This window comes from Natronococcus jeotgali DSM 18795, from assembly GCF_000337695.1.
Classification (GTDB): domain Archaea; phylum Halobacteriota; class Halobacteria; order Halobacteriales; family Natrialbaceae; genus Natronococcus; species Natronococcus jeotgali.
Genome location: NZ_AOIA01000031.1, coordinates 93,827 through 112,530, shown reverse-complemented (window position 1 = coordinate 112,530; position 18,704 = coordinate 93,827). Strand labels below are relative to the sequence as shown.

The 18,704-nt window shown below is 66.6% G+C and carries 19 protein-coding genes and 1 pseudogene; 9 read left to right on the top strand and 11 right to left on the bottom strand.

Annotated features, from left to right (window positions below):
- The first annotated feature begins 15 nt into the window (after positions 1 to 15).
- From C492_RS04680 to hjc, 4 genes are all read left to right on the top strand, one after another.
- Complete coding sequence (locus C492_RS04680) at positions 16 to 1,299, top strand: adenosylhomocysteinase (protein ID WP_008420949.1); 1,284 nt, start codon at positions 16 to 18, stop codon at positions 1,297 to 1,299.
- Between the two features lie 157 nt (positions 1,300 to 1,456).
- Positions 1,457 to 1,990, top strand: a complete 534-nt coding sequence (locus C492_RS04675; RefSeq protein ID WP_086009414.1) for a DoxX family protein — start codon at positions 1,457 to 1,459, stop codon at positions 1,988 to 1,990.
- Between the two features lie 88 nt (positions 1,991 to 2,078).
- Positions 2,079 to 2,894, top strand: coding sequence for a CPBP family intramembrane glutamic endopeptidase (locus tag C492_RS04670; RefSeq protein ID WP_008420944.1), 816 nt, complete (start codon positions 2,079 to 2,081; stop codon positions 2,892 to 2,894).
- Between the two features lie 42 nt (positions 2,895 to 2,936).
- Positions 2,937 to 3,449 (top strand): Holliday junction resolvase Hjc, encoded by a 513-nt coding sequence (hjc, locus tag C492_RS04665; protein WP_008420942.1) that lies wholly within the window; start codon positions 2,937 to 2,939, stop codon positions 3,447 to 3,449.
- Between the two features lies 1 nt (position 3,450).
- Here hjc and C492_RS04660 read toward each other — a convergent pair.
- Both C492_RS04660 and C492_RS04655 read right to left on the bottom strand, forming a co-directional pair.
- Positions 3,451 to 5,287 (bottom strand): annotated as a pseudogene (locus C492_RS04660) (acyl-CoA dehydrogenase family protein).
- A 69-nt stretch (positions 5,288 to 5,356) separates the two neighbouring features.
- On the bottom strand, positions 5,357 to 6,001 hold the full coding sequence (locus C492_RS04655) for an SWIM zinc finger family protein (RefSeq protein WP_049892722.1): 645 nt from the start codon (positions 5,999 to 6,001) through the stop codon (positions 5,357 to 5,359).
- 250 nt (positions 6,002 to 6,251) lie between these two features.
- On the opposite strand from C492_RS04655, the gene C492_RS04650 reads away from it, so the two are divergent.
- Entirely contained in the window at positions 6,252 to 6,509 is a 258-nt protein-coding gene (locus C492_RS04650; RefSeq protein WP_008420934.1) for a DUF7472 family protein, read from the top strand.
- Positions 6,510 to 6,552: 43 nt separating this feature from the next.
- Here C492_RS04650 and priL read toward each other — a convergent pair whose 3' ends face one another.
- Positions 6,553 to 7,629, bottom strand: coding sequence for a DNA primase regulatory subunit PriL (gene priL / locus C492_RS04645; RefSeq protein WP_008420933.1), 1,077 nt, complete (start codon positions 7,627 to 7,629; stop codon positions 6,553 to 6,555).
- Between the two features lie 165 nt (positions 7,630 to 7,794).
- Between priL and C492_RS04640 the strand changes: the two genes are divergently transcribed.
- Positions 7,795 to 8,655 carry an alpha/beta fold hydrolase gene (locus tag C492_RS04640; RefSeq protein ID WP_008420931.1) on the top strand — a complete coding sequence of 287 codons (861 nt, stop codon included), beginning with the start codon at positions 7,795 to 7,797 and terminating at the stop codon, positions 8,653 to 8,655.
- Here the strand turns inward: C492_RS04640 and C492_RS04635 are convergent, their stop codons facing one another.
- The 3 genes from C492_RS04635 to C492_RS25505 form a co-directional block, all read right to left on the bottom strand.
- A complete protein-coding gene (locus C492_RS04635) occupies positions 8,656 to 8,970 on the bottom strand; it encodes a HalOD1 output domain-containing protein (protein WP_008420929.1) in 315 nt (104 codons plus the stop codon).
- Positions 8,971 to 9,104: 134 nt separating this feature from the next.
- Complete coding sequence (locus C492_RS04630) at positions 9,105 to 9,848, bottom strand: DNA polymerase sliding clamp (RefSeq protein ID WP_008420927.1); 744 nt, start codon at positions 9,846 to 9,848, stop codon at positions 9,105 to 9,107.
- A gap of 159 nt (positions 9,849 to 10,007) precedes the next feature.
- Positions 10,008 to 10,136: a hypothetical protein gene (locus tag C492_RS25505; protein ID WP_275040322.1), complete on the bottom strand. Its 129-nt coding sequence runs from the start codon at positions 10,134 to 10,136 to the stop codon at positions 10,008 to 10,010.
- Positions 10,137 to 10,290: 154 nt separating this feature from the next.
- Between C492_RS25505 and C492_RS04625 the strand changes: the two genes are divergently transcribed.
- Positions 10,291 to 11,076, top strand: coding sequence for a 23S rRNA (uridine(2552)-2'-O)-methyltransferase (locus C492_RS04625; protein WP_008420926.1), 786 nt, complete (start codon positions 10,291 to 10,293; stop codon positions 11,074 to 11,076).
- 9 nt (positions 11,077 to 11,085) lie between these two features.
- Here the strand turns inward: C492_RS04625 and C492_RS04620 are convergent, their stop codons facing one another.
- From C492_RS04620 to C492_RS04610, 3 genes are read right to left on the bottom strand one after another with little or no spacing between them, the layout of a single operon-like run.
- Positions 11,086 to 11,325 carry a hypothetical protein gene (locus C492_RS04620; protein WP_008420924.1) on the bottom strand — a complete coding sequence of 80 codons (240 nt, stop codon included), beginning with the start codon at positions 11,323 to 11,325 and terminating at the stop codon, positions 11,086 to 11,088.
- A gap of 55 nt (positions 11,326 to 11,380) precedes the next feature.
- The gene (locus tag C492_RS04615; RefSeq protein ID WP_008420922.1) at positions 11,381 to 11,569 is read right to left on the bottom strand and encodes a ribbon-helix-helix domain-containing protein; all 189 of its coding nucleotides are present in this window, start codon (positions 11,567 to 11,569) and stop codon (positions 11,381 to 11,383) included.
- 49 nt (positions 11,570 to 11,618) lie between these two features.
- Positions 11,619 to 13,979, bottom strand: a complete 2,361-nt coding sequence (locus C492_RS04610) for a twin-arginine translocase subunit TatC (protein WP_008420920.1) — start codon at positions 13,977 to 13,979, stop codon at positions 11,619 to 11,621.
- A gap of 143 nt (positions 13,980 to 14,122) precedes the next feature.
- On the opposite strand from C492_RS04610, the gene tatC reads away from it, so the two are divergent.
- Both tatC and C492_RS04600 read left to right on the top strand, forming a co-directional pair.
- Entirely contained in the window at positions 14,123 to 15,055 is a 933-nt protein-coding gene (gene tatC, locus C492_RS04605) for a twin-arginine translocase subunit TatC (RefSeq protein WP_008420918.1), read from the top strand.
- A gap of 303 nt (positions 15,056 to 15,358) precedes the next feature.
- Positions 15,359 to 17,131: a nitrite/sulfite reductase gene (locus C492_RS04600; protein ID WP_008420916.1), complete on the top strand. Its 1,773-nt coding sequence runs from the start codon at positions 15,359 to 15,361 to the stop codon at positions 17,129 to 17,131.
- Between the two features lie 28 nt (positions 17,132 to 17,159).
- On the opposite strand, the gene C492_RS04595 is transcribed toward C492_RS04600, so the two are convergent.
- Both C492_RS04595 and larE read right to left on the bottom strand, forming a co-directional pair.
- Positions 17,160 to 17,519 carry a hypothetical protein gene (locus C492_RS04595; protein ID WP_008420914.1) on the bottom strand — a complete coding sequence of 120 codons (360 nt, stop codon included), beginning with the start codon at positions 17,517 to 17,519 and terminating at the stop codon, positions 17,160 to 17,162.
- 209 nt (positions 17,520 to 17,728) lie between these two features.
- Positions 17,729 to 18,601, bottom strand: coding sequence for an ATP-dependent sacrificial sulfur transferase LarE (gene larE / locus C492_RS04590; protein ID WP_049892730.1), 873 nt, complete (start codon positions 18,599 to 18,601; stop codon positions 17,729 to 17,731).
- Positions 18,602 to 18,704: the final 103 nt, after the last annotated feature.

Below are 18,704 nucleotides of genomic sequence, written 5' to 3'. Positions count from 1 at the left end.
GCACTCTGTCGACTCATGACCGACTATCCGCCGATCAGCGATCAGCTGGACGATCCCGACGCCGCGCGGGAGGAGGGTCGTCGCAAGATGGACTGGGCCGCCCAGCACATGCCCATCCTCGAGCACGTCCGCGAGGAGTTCGTCGACGAGCAACCGTTCGAGGGCGAACGGATCGCGATGGCGATGCACGTCGAGGCGAAAACGGCGATGCTCGTCGAGACCCTCGCGGAGGGCGGCGCCGAAGTGGCGGTGGCGGGCTGCAACCCGCTGTCGACCCACGACGACGTCTCGGCGGCGCTGGACGCCCACGAGTCGATCACCAGCTACGCGAAACGCGGCGTCGACGACGAGGCGTACTACGACGCCATCGAGGCCGTCATCGCCCACGAGCCGACCGTCACCGTCGACGACGGGATGGACCTGGTCGCGGCGATCCACGAGGACTACCCCGAGCTGATCGACGGCATCGTCGGCGGCGCGGAGGAGACGACCACGGGCGTCCACCGCCTGCGCGCGATGGACGAAGACGGCGCGCTCGAGTATCCCGTCTTCGCCGTCAACGACACGCCGATGAAGCGGCTGTTCGACAACGTCCACGGCACCGGCGAGTCCTCCCTCGCGAGCATCGCGATGACCACGAACCTCTCGTGGGCCGGCAAGAACGTCGTCGTCGCGGGCTACGGCTACTGCGGGAAGGGCGTCGCGAAGAAGGCCGCCGGCCAGAACGCGAACGTCATCGTCACCGAGGTCGAGCCCCGCCGGGCGCTCGAGGCCCACATGGAGGGCTACGAGGTCCTGCCGATGGCCGAGGCCGCCGAGAAGGGCGACGTCTTCCTCACGACCACCGGCAATCGAGACGTCATCGTCGAGGAGCACTTCGAGGCCATGCAGGACGGCGTCCTGCTCGCGAACGCGGGCCACTTCGACATCGAGATCGATCTCGACGCGCTCGACGACCTCGCCGTCGACCGCTACGAGGCCCGCGACGGCGTCGAGGCCTACGAGATGGCCGACGGCCGACGGCTGAACGTCGTCGCCGAGGGACGGCTCGTCAACCTCGCCGCGCCCGTCTCGCTGGGCCACCCCGTCGAAGTGATGGACCAGAGCTTCGGCATCCAGGCGGTCTGTGTCCGAGAGATGCTCGAGAACAGCGACGCCTACGACGCGGGCGTCCACGAGGTGCCCGACGAACTGGACCGGGAGATCGCCGAGATCAAACTCGAGGCCGAGGGCGTCGAGTTCGACGCACTGACCGACACCCAGCGCGAGTACATGGATAGCTGGGACCACGGGACGTGAGTTTCATCCCCTTCTAGTAGACGACCTCTCGAACCGTCTTTCTCGAGCCGATACGGAGAAAACCTTTTAACAGTTGTAGTTGGTTTCCCTTCCCGTGGGAACTAGCTGCGGTATATAGGTGAATGTCCGTCCTACGTATAGCTGTAAGAGGAGACCCATCATGACTACAACAATCAACCGACTCGAAAGCCGCCTCGGAGGCGTATCGGTAGACGGACGACCCCACCAGCTAAGCGTCTGGGCGATCTTCGGCCTCCGACTCGTCATGGGGTGGGTGATGCTCTCGGCGGGCTTCGGGAAACTCACCGAGGGATTCAGCGCCTACGGCTACCTGGCGAACGTCGATCCGGCGAGCCCGGCCAGCGGACTCTACGGCGCGATGGCCGAGAGCGCGGCGCTGATGGGAGCCATCGACGTGATCGTTCCCGCGACGCAGGTCCTGATCGGACTCGCGCTCGTCGCCGGGGTGTTCGTCCGGCTGGCCGCCCTGGGCGCCGCGACCCAGATGGCGTTGTTCTACTTCGGCAGCTGGGACGTCGCCGGCGGCCTGGTCAACAGCCAGTTCGTCTACGCCGCGGTCTTCCTCGCGCTGGGCGCGCTCGCCGCGGGACGGATCCTCGGCGTCGACCGCTACCTCGAGGATCGCCCGATCGTCGAACGGTACCCGAAACTCCGGTACCTGCTCGGCTGATCGATGATCGCTTCCCGCTACCGCTCTTTTCGTCCCCGTTTCAGTTGAAAGAGGAACGCCCAAGGGTTTCCTGTTCGTACGTCGAGATATGGCAACAGTAGACCGGGCGGGCGGCCAGGTTCGATCGCTACTCATCGCCGTCTTCCTCTCGGTCGCCGGGATCGTCGCATCGCAGTTCACGACGCTGCCGGCGTTTCTGCTCGATCCGACGCTGATCCAGTCTCCGGCCGACGCCTCTAACGCGTCGACGTTCGTCTTGCTCACGCTGAACTTCGTCGGGTTCTTCCTCGTCGGCGGGGCCTACCTCTGGTGGACCGACCGGAGCTGGGACTGGCTCGACCTGCGCGTGCCGACCAAACGCGGGTGGCTCTACGTGCTCGCGGGCGTCGTCGGGAGCATCGCGTTCATCGTGCTCGTCAACGCCGTCGCGACCCTGCTCGAGCTCCCCTCCTCCCAGAACCAGGTCATGAATCTCATCGGCGACGATCCGAACATGGTGTTGCTCATGATCGTGATCGTCTTCCTCTTCAACGCGCCCGCCGAGGAGTTCCTGTATCGAAACGTCGTCCAGAAGCGCCTGTACGCCGCCTTCTCCCGAACCGGGGCGGTCGTCGCCACGAGCATCATCTTCGCGCTGATCCACATCCCCTCGTACGCGCTGGCGGCCGACGGGAGCTTCGCGCCGCCGGGCGCGATCGCCGTTTCCCTCGCCGCCGTCTTCGGCGGGTCGATCATCTTCGGGACCCTCTACGCGAAGACCGACAACCTCCTCGTTCCGATCGCGGCCCACGCCACGTACAACGCCGTCCAGTTCGCCGCGCTCTATCTCGTGCTCCGCTTCGCGCCCGAGGAACTCGAGGCCGCGACGGCCGTCGCGGTCGACGTCCTGACGCTTCTTCCGTAGCGGTCCGCCCCGTTTATTACCGCCCGCCGGCGACTCACCGGTATGTCCCACGCGAAGGGCGACCGCCGCGAACGAGAGCTCGTCAACGCGCTCGACGAGGCCGGGTTCGCGGTCATGCGCGCGCCCGCGAGCGGTGCGGCGACCGACCGTGAACTCCCCGACGTGCTCGCCGGCGACGGCGACACCTTCTACGCGATCGAAGCGAAATCGAGCGCGGGCGACCCGATCTACCTCTCCGGCGAGGAGGTCGAGGCCCTGACCTACTTCGCCCGGAACTTCGGCGCGAAACCCCGGATCGGCGTCCGCTTCGACCGCGAGGACTGGTACTTCTTTCACCCAGCCGACCTCCACGTCACCGACGGCGGGAACTACCGCGTCAAGAAAGAAACCGCGCTCGCCGACGGCACCGACTTCCCCGAGTTCGTCGGCGACACGGAGAAGGTCACGCTCGCGGAGGTCGGCGACGACGGTCCCGACGAGGACGTCGTCCGCGTGCTCAACGCCGTCGAGCAGGGCGTGATGGATGTCGAGGAGGCGGCGGAGCTGCTCGAGTGAGTCACTCGCCGTCGACGGTCGCCGACCTCGAGAGCTCGCCGGGATCGATCGCCGCGTGTCGGACGATCGGGTCGAACGCCTCGAGCGCGAACCGGCCTCCGCCGGTTATCCCGCGCGCGTCGGGCGTCTCGAGTTCGGTCGCGACGAACCGCCGGGCGACGAGGGCCAGCCGCCCGTTCCCGTCCTCGAGTTCGGCTCGGGCCTCCTCGAGCAACAGCGCGGCGGTAAAGACGTCGAACACGTAGTGGGCGAGTCGCTTGGCCGACAGCTGGGCGTACTCGCCGTCCGCACCGGTAAGCGTCGACAGCGCCGCCAGCAGGTCGCGATACTCCTCCTCGACGGTCTCCACGGAGTCGGCCAGCGCCGGGTGCGAGGCCGCTTCGAGCCGGTTCTCGATCGCCTCCCGAAGCGGTTCGTGGGCGTCCTCGCGCTCGAGGGCCCGCAGTACGTCGCAGCGAGAGGACGTTCTCGGTCCCCTCCCAGATGGGCAACACCTGCGCGTCCCGGAGCATGCGGTTGGTCACGTAGTCGTCCACGTAGCCGTCGCCGCCGCGGATCTCCATCCCGTAGGAGGCGGTGTCGACGGCGATGCGGGCGGTTCGGAGCTTCGCGATGGGAACCAGCAGGCGCAGTAGCCGGGAGACGTCGTCGGCCCCTTCGCCCGCTCTGGCCGCGCGTTCTCGCTCCGAGAGCAGCCGCGCGGCCTCGAAGGTAAACGCCGTCGCTGCCTCGTGGGCGACGGTCATATCGACCAGGTCCGCCCGCATCAGGGGATACCGATCGATCGGCTGGCCGAACGCCTCCCGGTTCGCGGCGTGGATCTTGCTCTCGAGCAGGACTCGCCCGACGATCCCGCAGGACGCGGCGGCGTTCGAGAGGCGCTCGAGGTTGAGCATCTCGGTCATCTGTCGGAACCCGCTCTCCGCCTCGCCGACGAGGATCGCCTTCGCGCCGGTGAACTCGACCTCGGCCGTCGGCACCGAGATCGTCCCGAGCTTGTCCTTCAGCCGACGGTAGAGCTGATCGTTGACTTCGTCCGGCTCGAGGGGGCCGTCCTCGAGCAGACGGCCTTTGGTGACCGGCCCGCTTGCTGTCTCCGGATCGGCGTGGGGAACCAGAAACATCGAGAGTCCCGCCGTCCCGTCGGGCGCGTCAGCGGTCCGGGCCAGCGCCAGCGTCCCCTCGGCGTCGACGTTCGAGCAGAACCACTTCTCGCCGTACAGCCGCCAGCGGTCGGCCTCGGCGCCGTACTCGGCGCGGGTCTCGTTCGCGCCGACGTCGCTGCCGCCCTGCTTCTCGGTGAGGAACATCGCGCCCTCGATCAGGTCCTCGTACTCCCGGCTCGTCAGCGCCTCGTAGTAGGGCTCGAGGTCCTCGCCCCCGAACTTCTCGAGGACGAGGGCCGCGCCCGCGGTCATCGCGACCGGACAGTCGAACCCGGGGTCGGCGTAACACAGCAGGTACTGCATCGCGAGGGTATGCGACAGCGGCATCGGCTCGTCGCGGCCGGGCGGGGCCTCGAAGGCGTCGGCGACAATCCCCGCCTCGTAGGCCAGCCGTTCGTTCTCGAACTGCTCGGCCGGATACCGCACGAAATTCCGGACGTCGCCGCGCTCGTCGTAGGGATCCAGTTCGGGGCCGTGGTCGTCGACGTAGTCGGCGTTGTCCGCGATCGCGTGTCCGACCGTCTCGCCGAACGCCTCGAGGCGGGCCTCGGCCCACTCGTACTCGGCGTCGCCATAGATACGGCGGACCTCGCGGCGCAGCGCTCGATCCAGGGTCCAGTAGTTGCAGTGCCGTCCCTCCTCGTAGCGCCCGTAGTCGATCCCGTCGTCCATACCCTGGCACTCGGTGGCAGTGACCAAAAAACGAAAGCTATCCAACTCGTAACCCGTTTCCGGGCGTTGCTACGCCGTCGCGACGCGTCCCGGAACCCGCTTCTCGAGTCGGGTCCGCGGGAAGACGTAGACCCGCAAGGAGTCGGGGACGACGCCGTTGGGCGCGACCGTCGCGTGCGGGTAGACTGCCCCGACCACCGGGACGTCGGGTTCGTAGCGTTCGTTCGTCGCGTACTCGGCGACGGACTCGCCCGTGGCCTCGATCCGGACGGCGTCGGCCCGCAGGTCGGAGACGTCGACGACGGTGAGTCGGTCGCCGGTCTCGCGGTCGACGACGGCGTCGCCCGGGTAAAGCGCGTGGCGATCGCAGTAGATCGGGCCGGCCGCGTCCTCGTCGACGAACACTCGCTCGCTGCAGTCGTGACACTCGACGGCTCGCTCTCCGGGCGGCGGCGTCTGACCCTCGTTGATCTCGATGGCGACGCGACGAATGTGCTTGCACCTGACCCCGCGGAAGACGTGGTCGGGACAGGTACAGCGCCCGCCCTCGAGGTCGACGAGGTAGGTGTGGTCGCTGGCGGACTCGACCTCGTAGAGCCCGTCGCCGAGCGCCAGCACCGACATCGGTTCGGTGCGGGCGCGGCGCGAGCGCTCGGCCATGGAGTCGTCGGACGGTACCGGAAGCTGTGTCTTCGGTGACGCTTTTGTTTTCATGGGTTGCGTCGAAGCGTTGAATCGCCGGCTAACGGCCGGCTCCGTACTCGGCTAGCTATTCGACGATCCTAGGCGCTCGGTCGAAATAACGGGCCTGCTTTCACCAGCCTGCTCGAGATTTATATGAGGATCGTACTTTCAACAGGCTCGCAGGCGCTGTCGACGGTTTGCGTTCGGGGTTCGAGCGCGCGGCCGAACCCCGAGCGGCGCTTCGAAGCGCTTTTGGCTCGGCCGCCGGAACTCGTGGATAATGCTCGAGCGCGAGCGGATCATCGAAATCGTCGTGGCCGCCTCGGCCGTCTTCGTGATGCTCGGTACCATGATCGCCATCGGTTCCGAGTACGGGGGGCCCGAAAGCGCCCTCTCCGCGACGGGGGGCGAGATGCTCGTCGGCGCGATCGTCGGCTTCGTCGTCCTGCTGACCGCGGCCGGGATCGGCCTGGCCTACCTGCTGAACGACCCGGGCGACGGTCTCGAGGACGACGCCGACGCACAGAACGCGGTCTAGCTCGGCGCCGCTTCGTTGCGCGCCTCGGCGCCGCTTCGGCGGCTCAGTCCCCGGCAGCCGGCTCGCCCGATTCCTCGCGCCAGTCCTCGAGGTCGTCCTCGTCGGTTTGCTCGATCCGTTTCTCGTAGTACGCCATCGGGTGGGGAATGCGCTCGCAGAGGTCGTCCTTGTTCACGCAGTCGCCGTAGGACTGCATCGTCGCACACGAGGGCGGGGAGTACTCCGTCGGCGACGTTTCGCCGCCGATGTGATCGGTCTGGTAACGAGTCATCTCCTCGCCGAACGACGAGTTCACCCGGTAGAGCTCGACGATCTCGTCGGTCGACATCCCGATGCTCGTCAGGAACGCGGTGATCGCAAAGCGGGAGTGGTGCGGGAGGTGTTCGCCCTTCTGGATATCGTCGAGTAGCGCCTTCATACACGGCGGGAACAGGTCGGGGACGACGGTGTCGATCTCGCGAGTCAACTCGAGGTCGGCAAGCACCTCGCGGATCTCGGCGGCCTCGTCCTCGAGGCTCGTCGCGATGGCGTCGGGCACCGCGAAGGGAAGCCCCTCCTCGATCCGTCCGCGGATCGCCTCCCGGAGCAGCGCGTGCAGTTCGTCGTCCTCGATCGGCACCTCGCCGCCGGAGAGCGCGCGGTTGACCAGGCGCCACCGGTCGTCTCGGAGCCCGGCCGCCAGCGGCAGGTAGCGCCCGACGCCGATCCGGTAGCCGCCGTCCGTCGAGCGAACGTCGTCCTCGAGGTCGAACTCCCGGAGCAGGTCCTCGAGCTCTAGCCCGCTCGAGCTGACGCTTTTGAGTTCGACGGTGTCCTCGAAGTCGGCCGTGAACCGCTCGTAGGCGGCCTCGGCCTCGGCCCGGGCGTACTTGCGAACGAGGATCCCCTCGTCGACGAGCGAGACGAGCACGCGGGCGACGGGATAGGAGAGCAGTTCGGTGCGGGGGTCGCGGCGGGCGTCGCCGATCTCACCGTCCTCGAGCGCGGTAACCACGCGTTGAGTGGCTCGCTCGACGACCGCCCCGTCCTGTTCGACGATCGTCGCCAGATCGACGGCTTCGGTCGCCACGGCCTCGCGGGCGGCCTCGAGAAACGGGTACCGGGCGTGCAGTCGCTCCATCGGTAACGTAGTGTTACTCGGGGAGGTTAAGCGCCCTGATTGCGCGGCCGCTCCGAACCGTCGAACCAAAGCGCAGTTACCGGCGGTAAGACGACGCTACCGGTGCCGGGATTCGGCTCTGCCTCGAGGGTCGATTTCAAGGGCGTCCGCTGCGTCGGCACGGGTATGCCACGGGTCACTCGCGACGGCGTGTCGATCTACTACGAACGCGACGGCGGGGAGGGAACGCCCGTCGTCTTTCTGCAGGGACTCGGCTTCGGACGGTGGATGTGGCGCTGGCAGCGCGAGGCCGTCGCCGGCGAGTACGGCGTGATCGCCCCCGACAACCGGGGGACGGGGCGATCCGAAGCCGGGCTCCCGCCGCTGTTGCCCCGGCTCCCGCGCAGGCTCCGCGCCCCGCTGATCTTCAAGTTCGCCGGCTACTCGATCGGCGGGCTGGCCGCCGACCTCGAGGCCGTTCTCGACGACGTCGGGATCTACGACGCCCACATCGTCGGCGCGAGCATGGGCGGGATGGTCGCCCAGCGCTACGCGCTGGAGTACTCCCGCACGAAGACGCTGACGCTGTGTTGTACCACCCACGGCGGGGTCGACGCGGTCCCGATCCCCGACGAGACCCAGGAGCACATGTTCGACGTGCCCGACGGCGCGAACGAACGGGAGGTCGTCCGCCACCGGATGCGACCCGCCTTCAACGAGCGGTTCACCAACCGGAACCCGCACCTGATGGATCGCATCATCGAGTGGCGACTGGAGCAAGACGCCGGCGAGGCCGCCCGCGAGGCCCAGGCCGCGGCCGCCCTCGAGTTCGACGTCAGCGATCGCCTCGAACGCATTCGGGTGCCGACGCTGGTCATGCACGGGACGAACGACCGGGTTCTCCCGGTCGCGAACGGCAAGCTACTCGGCGAGAAGATTCCGGACACGCGCCTCGAACTCGTCGAGGACGGCTCGCACTGCTTTTTCATCGAGGACTCGGAGCGGGTCAACGAGACGCTGCTGTCGTTTCTCGCCGACCACGAGTGATCAGTCGCCGGCGACCGCGCCGGAGGTCGCCGGCGGATCCGAGACGCGGATCCGCCCGTCGGTCCGGACGTCGACGTCGAAGCCGGCGTAGGAGAACCGGAGGGTGTGCGCCCGGTTCCCGTCCGTCCGGCGGGCGTGTGCACACAGCGCGTCGATCGCGTCCGGATCGACGACGGCGTACAGTGGCTCGAGTTCGAGCGGATCGACGCCGGCGGCCGCGCCGACCGCCTCGAGAACGGCCTCGCTGGCGCTGTCGCCGGCGGGATCGAACGTCGCCTCGTACCGTCGATCGCTGGGGTCGCTGGTGGAGGGCATGCGCGTTCTCCCTACGCGGAGGGGACTGGTAGGGGCGGTGCTTACCATATCGACGTTTTAAGTCCTGGATCGAGTGAGATACCGTCGCACGCGAAGGAGAAGCGATCGAACGTGATCGAGCGAAAACGGCGGTGTCAGTCGCTCTGGATCCGCGGCGCCAGCATGTAGGTGACCTGGCCCAGTCCCTCCGCGAATCCGAAGTAGATCTTGACGGGGAACTCCTCGCCGAGGTCGAGGGTGACCTCCGCGTCGCCGGGGATCGCCTTGTTCATGTCCTTGAGGTAGTCCAGCGAGAACAGCGAGTGAGCGGGCCCGACCTGCAGGTCGATCAGGTCCTCCCGGGTAAGTTCGAGGTGGACGTCGTCGGTGTCGCCCTCCGCGTCGACGTAGAAGAACTCCTCGCCTTCGTCGACGCCCAGGGCGATGTGATCGGAGACCATGTCGGCGGCCGTCACCGAGCGGTTGACGTCTTTCCCCTCGAGGACGACCCGTGCGGGCAGGTCCAGTTCTGGGATGTCGGGCTCCTGGCGGATCGAGTCGGGGTCGATCAGCGCCAGGGTGTACTCGAGCCCGTCGATCTGGATGTGGAGCTTGCGGGTCTCTTCGTCGAGTTCGAGCTGAATGAGCTGTCCGGAGTCGGCCATTCCGGCGATGTCCTCGAGCCGCGAGAGATCCACTCCGATCAGTCCGCCGTCGGCCTCGTAGGATTCGAACGCGGCCGCCTCGAGCGAGAGATCGACCATCCCGACGTTCGCGGGATCGACGGCCCGGATTTCGAGCCCCTCCTCCTCGAGATGGATCTTGCACTCGTCGACCAGTACGCTCACCGAATCGAGCGCGCTGGTGAGCGTTTCCGCGCTCACGATGGCCTTGAACATATGGCTCGAGGTACGGACGGTCGGCATAAAAATGCACTCTTTACGCGCGGGCGATTCAAAAGAAAGCACGCGAGCGAACCCGGCTCAGTACTCCCCGCGCAGCCGGATCTCCCCGTCGGTGATCTCGTCGATCGCGTCGTTGCAAAGCGGGTACCCCCCTTAGGCGTCGCTGCCCCAGCCGAGTTTCGTCTTCGGTTCGCCGTCGATTCCCTCGCTCGGCTCGACGGAGGCGGTGTCGTCCTCGTCGCCGTCACCCGCCGCCGCTTTCAGTTCGGGTGGCGTTTCCATGGGCGAGCGTTCACGGCCCCACCCGTAAGTTACACGCCGGAACGCGCTCTCCCCGATCAGCAGGTCTTTCCGCTTCAGGTCCCTACTCGAGGTACGAATACGGCCGATCCGTCGCCGGCGTCGCCGACGCCGATCGGATCGGCGCGATCGAACCATGACACGGAAAGACCACTACTACAACAAGGCGAAACAGGAGGGGTACCGCAGTCGGGCGGCCTACAAACTCAAGCAGCTCGACGACCTCGAGAACGTTATCTCCGGGAGCGACACCGTCGTCGACTTGGGGGCGGCTCCCGGAGGCTGGCTCGAGGTCGCCGCCGAGCGGGTCGGTCCGCAGGGACAGGTCGTGGGCGTGGACCTCCAGCGCATCAAGGATCTCGAGGTGGGGGGCGGCACCGACCGCGTCGAGACGATCCGCGGCGACATGACCGAGCAACGAACCCGAGATCGGGTCACCGACGCCGCGGGCGGCGCGGTCGACGTCGTTATCTCGGACATGGCGCCGAACATGTCCGGCGAGTACTCGCTCGATCAGGCCCGGTCGCTGCACCTCGCCCGACAGGCGTTCGAAACGGCCCTCGACCTGCTCGACAGCGGCGGCAATTTCGTCGCGAAGGTGTTCGAGGGTCCCGACGTCGACGCGTTCCGGGCCGACCTCGAGGACGAGTTCCAGTACGTCCGGGCGACGGCGCCCGACGCTTCCCGGGAGTCGTCCTCGGAGCTGTACCTCGTCGCCAAGGGACGGCTCACCACCGCCCTTCGGCCCGGCGACGAACTCGAGGTCGAGATCGTCGACGTCGGCAGCGAGGGCGATGGCATCGCGTCGATCGACGGCTACCGACTGTTCGTCTCCGGCGCCGAGGCGGGCGAAACCGTCGCGGTTCGCGTCGGCGACGTCAAGCCCAACTTCGGATTCGCCGAGCGAATCGACCGGGACTGACGCCCCACCTTACTCGCGCTCGTAGCTGATCCGGACCGTCGTCACCGACTCCTCGCCCGTGGCGACGTACAGCTCCTCGAGCCCGTCGAACACTTCGGGCGGTAGCTCCGTCGTCTCGCCGGCTACGGCGAGTTCGTCGTACAGATGGGCCGTCGCCTCGTGAAGCGCGCGCTGGACCGTCTCCGTCGCGGGGAGTTCGACCGTCTCCGTCGGCGACTCGAGTTCCCGCTCGGTCGTTGGTGTCGTCATGGCACAGGGTACACCGTCGAACCCCCATAAGCAATCTGGTTCTGAGGATCGGTAATTACGACTCCCGTCGTTCGTCGCTCTCGAGTCGGTCGTGGCGGTCGTCGATCTCGTCCAGGATGTCGAGGGTCTTGCGAACCGAGGCGCGGATCGCGTCGCTGCGGTTGACGAACTTTCCGTCGTCGCCGACGTGGCCGTCGAGGTCGTCGAGCAACTCCTGTGGCATTTCGACGCTGATCTTGGGCATGGGTGCCCGTTCGCAGGGAATGCCCTTAAGCCGTCGGCGATCCGTCCGGCTACTCGCCGGACGGGGTCGGCTCGGGGTCGGGCTCGGCCGTCCCGCCCCCGCCGCCTCCGAAGAGGCGACCCCCGCCGGTGAGGACGTACAGCACGACGAGCCCGAGCACGTAGGTTAGCGCGATCGGGATCGCGACCAGCAGCATCGTCAGGATCCCCTTCGGACTGAAGAGGGCTGCCGCGGTGAAGATCCCGACGACGATGGGCCGCCACCGCTCGAGCATCGTCCGGTAGCTGACGATGCCGCCGACGTGGAACAGCGCCATCGTGACGACGATGTTGAACAGGAAGCCGACGCCCAGCGTCGTGTAGATCACGAGCCACGAGAAGCTGTTGATCCGGTAGGAAATTTCCATCCCGTTGGTCACGGCGTCGGTGATCAGATACGAGATCACCGCCGGCGCGATCCAGTAAAATCCGAGGAACAGTCCGATGGCGAACCCGGCGATGATCGCGACGCCCCAGACGAGGAACACTCGGGCATCGCCGCGGACGAGACCGCGCTCCCTGGCTGCCGGCCAGCCCCAGTACATGATCAGCGGGAGGACGGCGATGACCGCCAGGATCGTGCTGACCTTCACCATGAAGATCAGCACCTCGACGGGGTGGAGGGCGATGACGAGTCCCGCCTGATTCAGGATGTCGACCATCTCTACGGTCGTGTCCGCGGCCGCGATTTCGGCCTCGGTCATGTCCGTGACCTCCGCGAGGGCGCCGTCCGGAACGCGCTCGACGAACTGGGTGAGGATGACGCCGAACCCGCCCTGGTAGAGCGCGACGAACGCCCCGCCGAGCACGAGCATGAACACGCCGACAATGTAGAACATCTTCGAGGTGAGGCTGTTGACGATGAACGCGAGGTCGTAGGCGTAGCCGCCGATGTCGTCCTCGGTCGTCTCCTCCTCGGTGAAGGCGTCGAGCATCCCGGCGGCCGTGCTCGAGAACACACCGCCGTCGTCCTCCCCGTCGGCGGCCGCGCCGTCGGCGGCTCCGCCACCGCTTGCACCGAGGTTCGCGTCCGCGCCCGGGCCGTCCTCGGACCGCTGTTGTCGTTTCTGGAGGCCGTCGTACCGGTCGAGGATGGCCTGGGCCTTCTCCCGGTCGTCGTCGTACATCGCCTTCCGGGAGTGTTCGAGGGCCTCTTCCTCCTCCATCGCGAGGAAGACCGTCGCGGGCACCTCCTCGATGTCTTCGGCCTCGAGGGTCTCGAAGTCGACGTCGTCGGCGGTTTCGGCGGACCGAATGTCGTCCTCTCGGGGATAGACGGGAGACTGCAGGACCTTGATCGTGTACCCCACCAGGACGAGTCCGCCGACGGCTGCGGCGGTGATCGCGCCGATGGCGACGAGACCGAGCGCGCCGTGATCGGCGTACAGCTCCCAGAAACCGAGCGTCCCGCCCTCGGGCCGGAGCCACGCGGGGAGGTTCGGGTACACCGCCCGGTTGACGAACGCGAACCCGCCCTGGGAGACGAAGACGACCGCCCCGACGCCGGCGAGCGTGACGAGCCCGAGGAATTGGACGAACCGCCGCTTCATCAGCCCGGTTCCAGTGTCGAGTTCGGCCGCACCGCGGCGCCGGACGTTGGCGACGACCTTCGCCAGACCGAGGCTGAAGACGTACAGCGCGAACAGCGGCAGCGCCCACATGATCAGCGTGAACGGATCCGGCGGGGAGAACATCGCGCCGAAAACCGTGATCGCGACCGCCGCGTGGCGCCACTTGTTGCGGAACGTCTCGTAGGGAACGATCTCCGTGTAGGAGAGCATTCCCATGAACAGCGGCATCTGGGCCGCGAGCCCGAACGAGAGCGTCAGCAGGGCGATGAACTCGGTGAACTCGGTGATGCCCCAGCTGGGGGTGACCCCGGCGTCGAACGCCACGGCGCCGAGGAACTCGAACGCGAACGGAAAGAAGATCGCGTACGCGTAGAAGACTCCGACGAAAAACAGAACGAACGAGGTCGCTGCGAAACCGGCCAGGTGAACCTTCGTGATCGGCACCGTCGACCGGTACCCGCGTTCGCGCAGCTTCTGTCGGGAGAAGTACAGCAGGGCGGGGATCGAAACGATGATCCCGACCAACACGCCGATCTTCGCCTGTAGAAGGATGACCTCGAACGGCGTCCGGGTGATGATGTCGGTCGCGTCGGCGACGACCTGGCTCATCTCCGAGGTCGCCGTCTGCTTGAGGAAGTCCCAGATCCAGATCCGGAGCGCGTAGAAGGACCCGAGGAACCCGACGACGAAGATGATGAACACCTTCTGGAGGTGCGTTTGCAGGCTCGAGAGCATCGCGCCGAGCGTCTCCCGGCCGCTGTTGATGGCTCGGGCCGTGTCCTCGTCGACGGCAGAACTCATTTGCTGGTGGATCGTAACCGACATCCGGTTATCAACCTTTCGTGTACGAAACGGCCGTTTCGAGAACCGACGGCGGCTCCCCGGCCGATTCCGGTGGCCGTAAGAAAAGGCCTATAACTGACGGGCTATCTATATCTCGATAGATGTCGGACGAGTCGGCCACTGATGGGGACGTCGACCCCCCCGAAGAGCCGCGGGACGGTTCCGCGGCGGGGAATCCGAGCGACGTCGACGGACCGGTCGACGACGAACCCGAACTCGAGACCGACGGCGAGGGGATCGTCGGCGACCGTCAGGAGGACTCGGAACCGGACTACCCCGATCCGGACGACGAAGTCGGCGGGATCTCGACCCCGCCGGACGACGAGGAGATGCCCCTGGCCGACCACATCGAGGAGATGGTGCTCCGGCTCGCGGTCGTGTTCCTCGTCGGGGCGGCCGGGACCGCGATCGGGCTGCTGTGGGCCTCCCAGGCGATCGATCACGTCTGGCACAACGTCTTTCCCTCGCAGTTCGAGCAGGTGCCGCCGCCGCATATCTACCACCCGCTCGAGCTGTGGCTGACCCGGATCAAGCTCTCGGCGCTGCTTGGCGTCATGGTCGCGCTGCCGATGTTCGTCTACCAGTGTTACCTGTTTATGAAACCGGGGCTGTACCCCCACGAGCGAAAGTACTACCTCGCGGCGGTGCCGACGAGCGTCGTCCTCGGCGGGGTCGGCATGGTCTTTTCGTACCTGCTCGTCCTGCCGATCCTCTTCCAGTACTTCACCTTCTACGCCGAGGGGAGCGCGGACATCGCCTACGCGCTCGGGGATACGTTCGACCTGATCATCACCCTGACGGGCTTTCTCGCGATCGTCTTCCAGATTCCGCTGTTTATCATGCTCGCGATCATGATGGGCGTGACGACCCGGAAGTGGCTCGCGAACAAGCGCCTGTACTTCTGGGCCGGATTCGCGGGACTGTCGTTCATGTTCACGATGGACCCGACGGGGATGGCCCCCATCATCGTCGCGATTACGATGATCGCCCTGTTCGAGGGAACGCTGTTGCTGCTGAAGTGGACAGACAGGTGACGCGGCCCGACCGAATCGGCGACACTCTCCTCCCCTGATCGCGTTTCGACTCGAGGTCCTCGACCGTCGATTCCGCCTCGAAATCGAGCGCTCGAGCGTTCGCTCGGTTCGGAGATATTCCCTTATACAGATTAGAGCCGATTGGAGATCCGACGCTCGACGTCCAACTCCGTAGATAAGTAGTAATTTGTAAACGATTACAGTTATACAGGTACCGATCGTGTGGGTAGAACGTGAATCGAGTCATGTTTGGAGAGAAAAATCCCGAATTCGGGTTCGATCGTCAGATTGAGGTGGCCGACGATGGCGCATAAAAAGGAAGCCCGAAAGGAGGACTGTTACGGCGACGAGGTTCGCGAGCACGTCCTCGAGTTCGCCGAGAACGGCGGCTACGAGGCGATTCCGGAGGACGAACGCGAGGAGTGGTTCACCCGGTTCAAGTTCTGGGGACTCTTCCACCAGCGCGACGGCCAGGAATCGTACTTCATGATGCGGCTGACCAACGCCGGCGGCGTCCTCGAGCCCGGCCAGCTGCGGACGATCGCCGAGGTCGCCCGCGACTACGCGACGGGTCCCGTCGAGAACCCCGAGTTCGGCAACGGCTGGCTGGACCTGACGACCCGCCAGTCGATCCAGCTCCACTGGCTCAGACTCGAGGACGTCCCCGAGATCTGGGAGACACTCGAGTCGGTCGGCGTCTCCTCCCGGTCGGCGGGCGGGGACACGATGCGCAACATCTCCGGGTCGGCGCTCCGCGGCAAGGTCGAGGAGTACGTCGACTCGGGGTCGCTGCTCGAGCGGTTTCAGGAGGAACTGCGCGGCGACGACGCCCTGTCGAACATGCCCCGGAAGTTCAACATCAGCGTGACGGGGTCGAAATCGGGCTGTGCACAGGACGCGCTCAACGACGTGGGTTTCGAGCCGGCACGCAAGGAGATCGATGGAGAGCTCGTCAGGGGGTTCAACGTCCGGATCGGCGGCGGCCTCGGCGGTCGCCAGCCCCGCGCCGCGAGCCCGCTCGACGTCTTCGTTCGTCCGGAGAACGCCTACGAGGTCGGCCGCGGGTTCGTCGAGCTCTACCGCGACCACGGCAATCGCCAGAACCGATCGAAGAACCGCACGCGCTTTTTCGTCGAGGACTGGGGCGAGGAGCAGATCCGCGAGACGCTCCAGGAGGAGTACGTCGACGTCGAGCTCGAGCCCGCGGGCGAGAGCTTCCGCGAGGAGTACACCTACAACGCCGGCAAACCCGCCGACGCCGGCAAGCGCGACCACGTCGGCGTCCACGAACAGGAAGGCGAGGGGATGTACTACGTCGGCCTGACGGTCCCGGTCGGTCGCATGCCCGCCGACGACGCCCTCGAGCTCGCCGACCTCGCCGACGAGTACGGCTCGGGCGAGCTCCGGCTCACGCGCCGGCAGAACCCCGTGATCGTCGACGTCCACGAGGACGTCCTCGAGGCGCTGCTCGGCGAGGAGCTGCTCTCCGAGTACCGCCCCGAGCCGAGTCCGTTCGAGCGCGGCGCGATGGCCTGTACCGGGACGGAGTTCTGTTCGATCGCGCTGACCGAGACGAAAGCTCGGATGGCCCGCACGCTGCGCTGGCTCAACGAGAACGTCGACCTTCCCGACGACGTCGGCACGATCAAGCTACACTACTCGGGCTGTACGGCCGACTGCGGGCAGGCGATGACCGCCGACATCGGCCTGCAGGGGATGCGCGCCCGCAAGGACGGCGAGATGGTCGAGGCGTTCGACATCGGCGTCGGCGGCGGGGTCGGCGAGGATCCCTCCTTCGTCGAGTGGATCCAGCAGCGGATTCCCGCCGACGAGGCGCCCGGGGCGATCAAAAACGTGCTCGAGGCCTTCGCCGCCCACCGCACGGACGGACAGACGTTCCGCCAGTGGGCCGAGGCGACCGGAACCGAGGCGCTGATCGAGTTCTGCGAACCCGAGGAGACGGACTTCGAGGCGCCGTACATGACCGACGCCAAGCAGTCCTGGTACCCGTTCGCGGAGACGGAGTCGCTGGCGGAGGCGACCGCGAAGAGCTCGCTGGTTCCCTCCGACGACTGAGCCGTTTTCGTTCTCGTCTCGGTCTCCCCTACCGGTGGTCCGCCGTTCGTCGGCGCGCGTACTCGAGGGCGTCCTCGAGGGTTCCGGGCCCGTCGTAGCGCGCGGAAAACAGCTTCATGAACTCGCGGGCGATCCGATCGCAGCGTTCGAAGGTCAACACCGTTCTGACGGGTTTCGTCTCGGAGAGCTCCAGTCCCGGGTAGCTCGTGACCGTGAGCGCGTAGCCGGGGTGAGAGTCGCCCTCGAGGGCGGCCGGAGCGACCTTCACTCGCAGGTCGTCGGACTCGTGACGGTAGGCGAGGTAGCGCAGCTCCCGATCGCTGTCGGCCGCGCTGTAGGTTCGGTCAGTTTCGATCCTCCAGGGGGACGGGGCGTCCTCGTCGTCCATCGGTCATCGATACCCTTCGGACGGCTACGTTCGTATCGACTTGCGCAATATTTCCGAAATATTCCGTAGAAACTCCTTTGAAGTCGAATTTCGGGTCTCGAATCCCGTTAAACACTGTACAGTTGGCTCCTTATGACTGGAATAACTGGACGATAGACGAGTCGGCTCCGCCGAAAGGAACGCGAAACGACGCGCACGTGCCGACGCGATCAGGTCGACTCCGCCGCGAAGACGTCCTCGACGACCGCCTCGTCCTCGGGATCGCGCTCGGTTTCGCCTTCGGGACTGACGCTTCCGGTTCGGTAGCCGTGTAGATCGAGCGTGACGTGGTCGAAGCCGATCTCCGAGAGCTCCTCGCGGACGGTCTCGACGAACTCGAGTTCGAGCGCGCGCTCGAGTTCGTCGGCCGAGACCTCGATACGGGCCAGGCCGTCGTGGTCGCGCACGCGGAACTGGTCGAACCCCCACTGCCGGAGCAGCGCCTCCGCTCGCTCGACCCTCGTCAGGCGGTCCTCGGTGACCTCGAGCCCGGTCGGAATCCGCGAGGACAGACAGGCCATCGACGGCTTGTCGGCCACCGAGAGGCCGTAGTGCTCGGCGATCTCGCGGACCTCTTCCTTGTCGACGTCGTGAGCCAGCAGCGGGGAGTGGACCTCGAGTTCCTCGACGGCCTGCAGTCCCGGTCGGTGGCCTGCGCCCGGATCGTCCGCGTTGGTTCCGTCACAGACCGTCCCGATCCCGAGCTTCCGCGCGGTCTCGATCATCTCGCCCAGCCGCATCGTTCGACAGTGGTAGCACCGATCGTCGTCGTTCTCGACGAACGCGTCGCTCTCGAGTTCGGAGAACTCGACGATCTCGTGGCGGATGCCGATCTCGTCGGCGACCCGCCGCGCGTCCTCGAGTTCGGCCGCCGGCAGCGTCTCGCTTTTGGCGGTGCAGGCGACCGCGTCCTCGCCGAGGGCGTCCTCGGCGATGGCGGCCACCACGCTCGAGTCGACCCCGCCGGAGAAGGCGATCAACACGCCGTCGCGACCCTCGAGGTCCGCGCGCGCGTCCTCGAGTTTCGCCTCGACCGTTGTCATGGCCCCTCGTTCGAACCGGACGGGCAAAAGCGCGTTGTCGTTCGGACGATTCGACGCGTCGGTTCCCCGCGGCTCCGAGCGCGCTTGCGAACTCCGCGAGCGT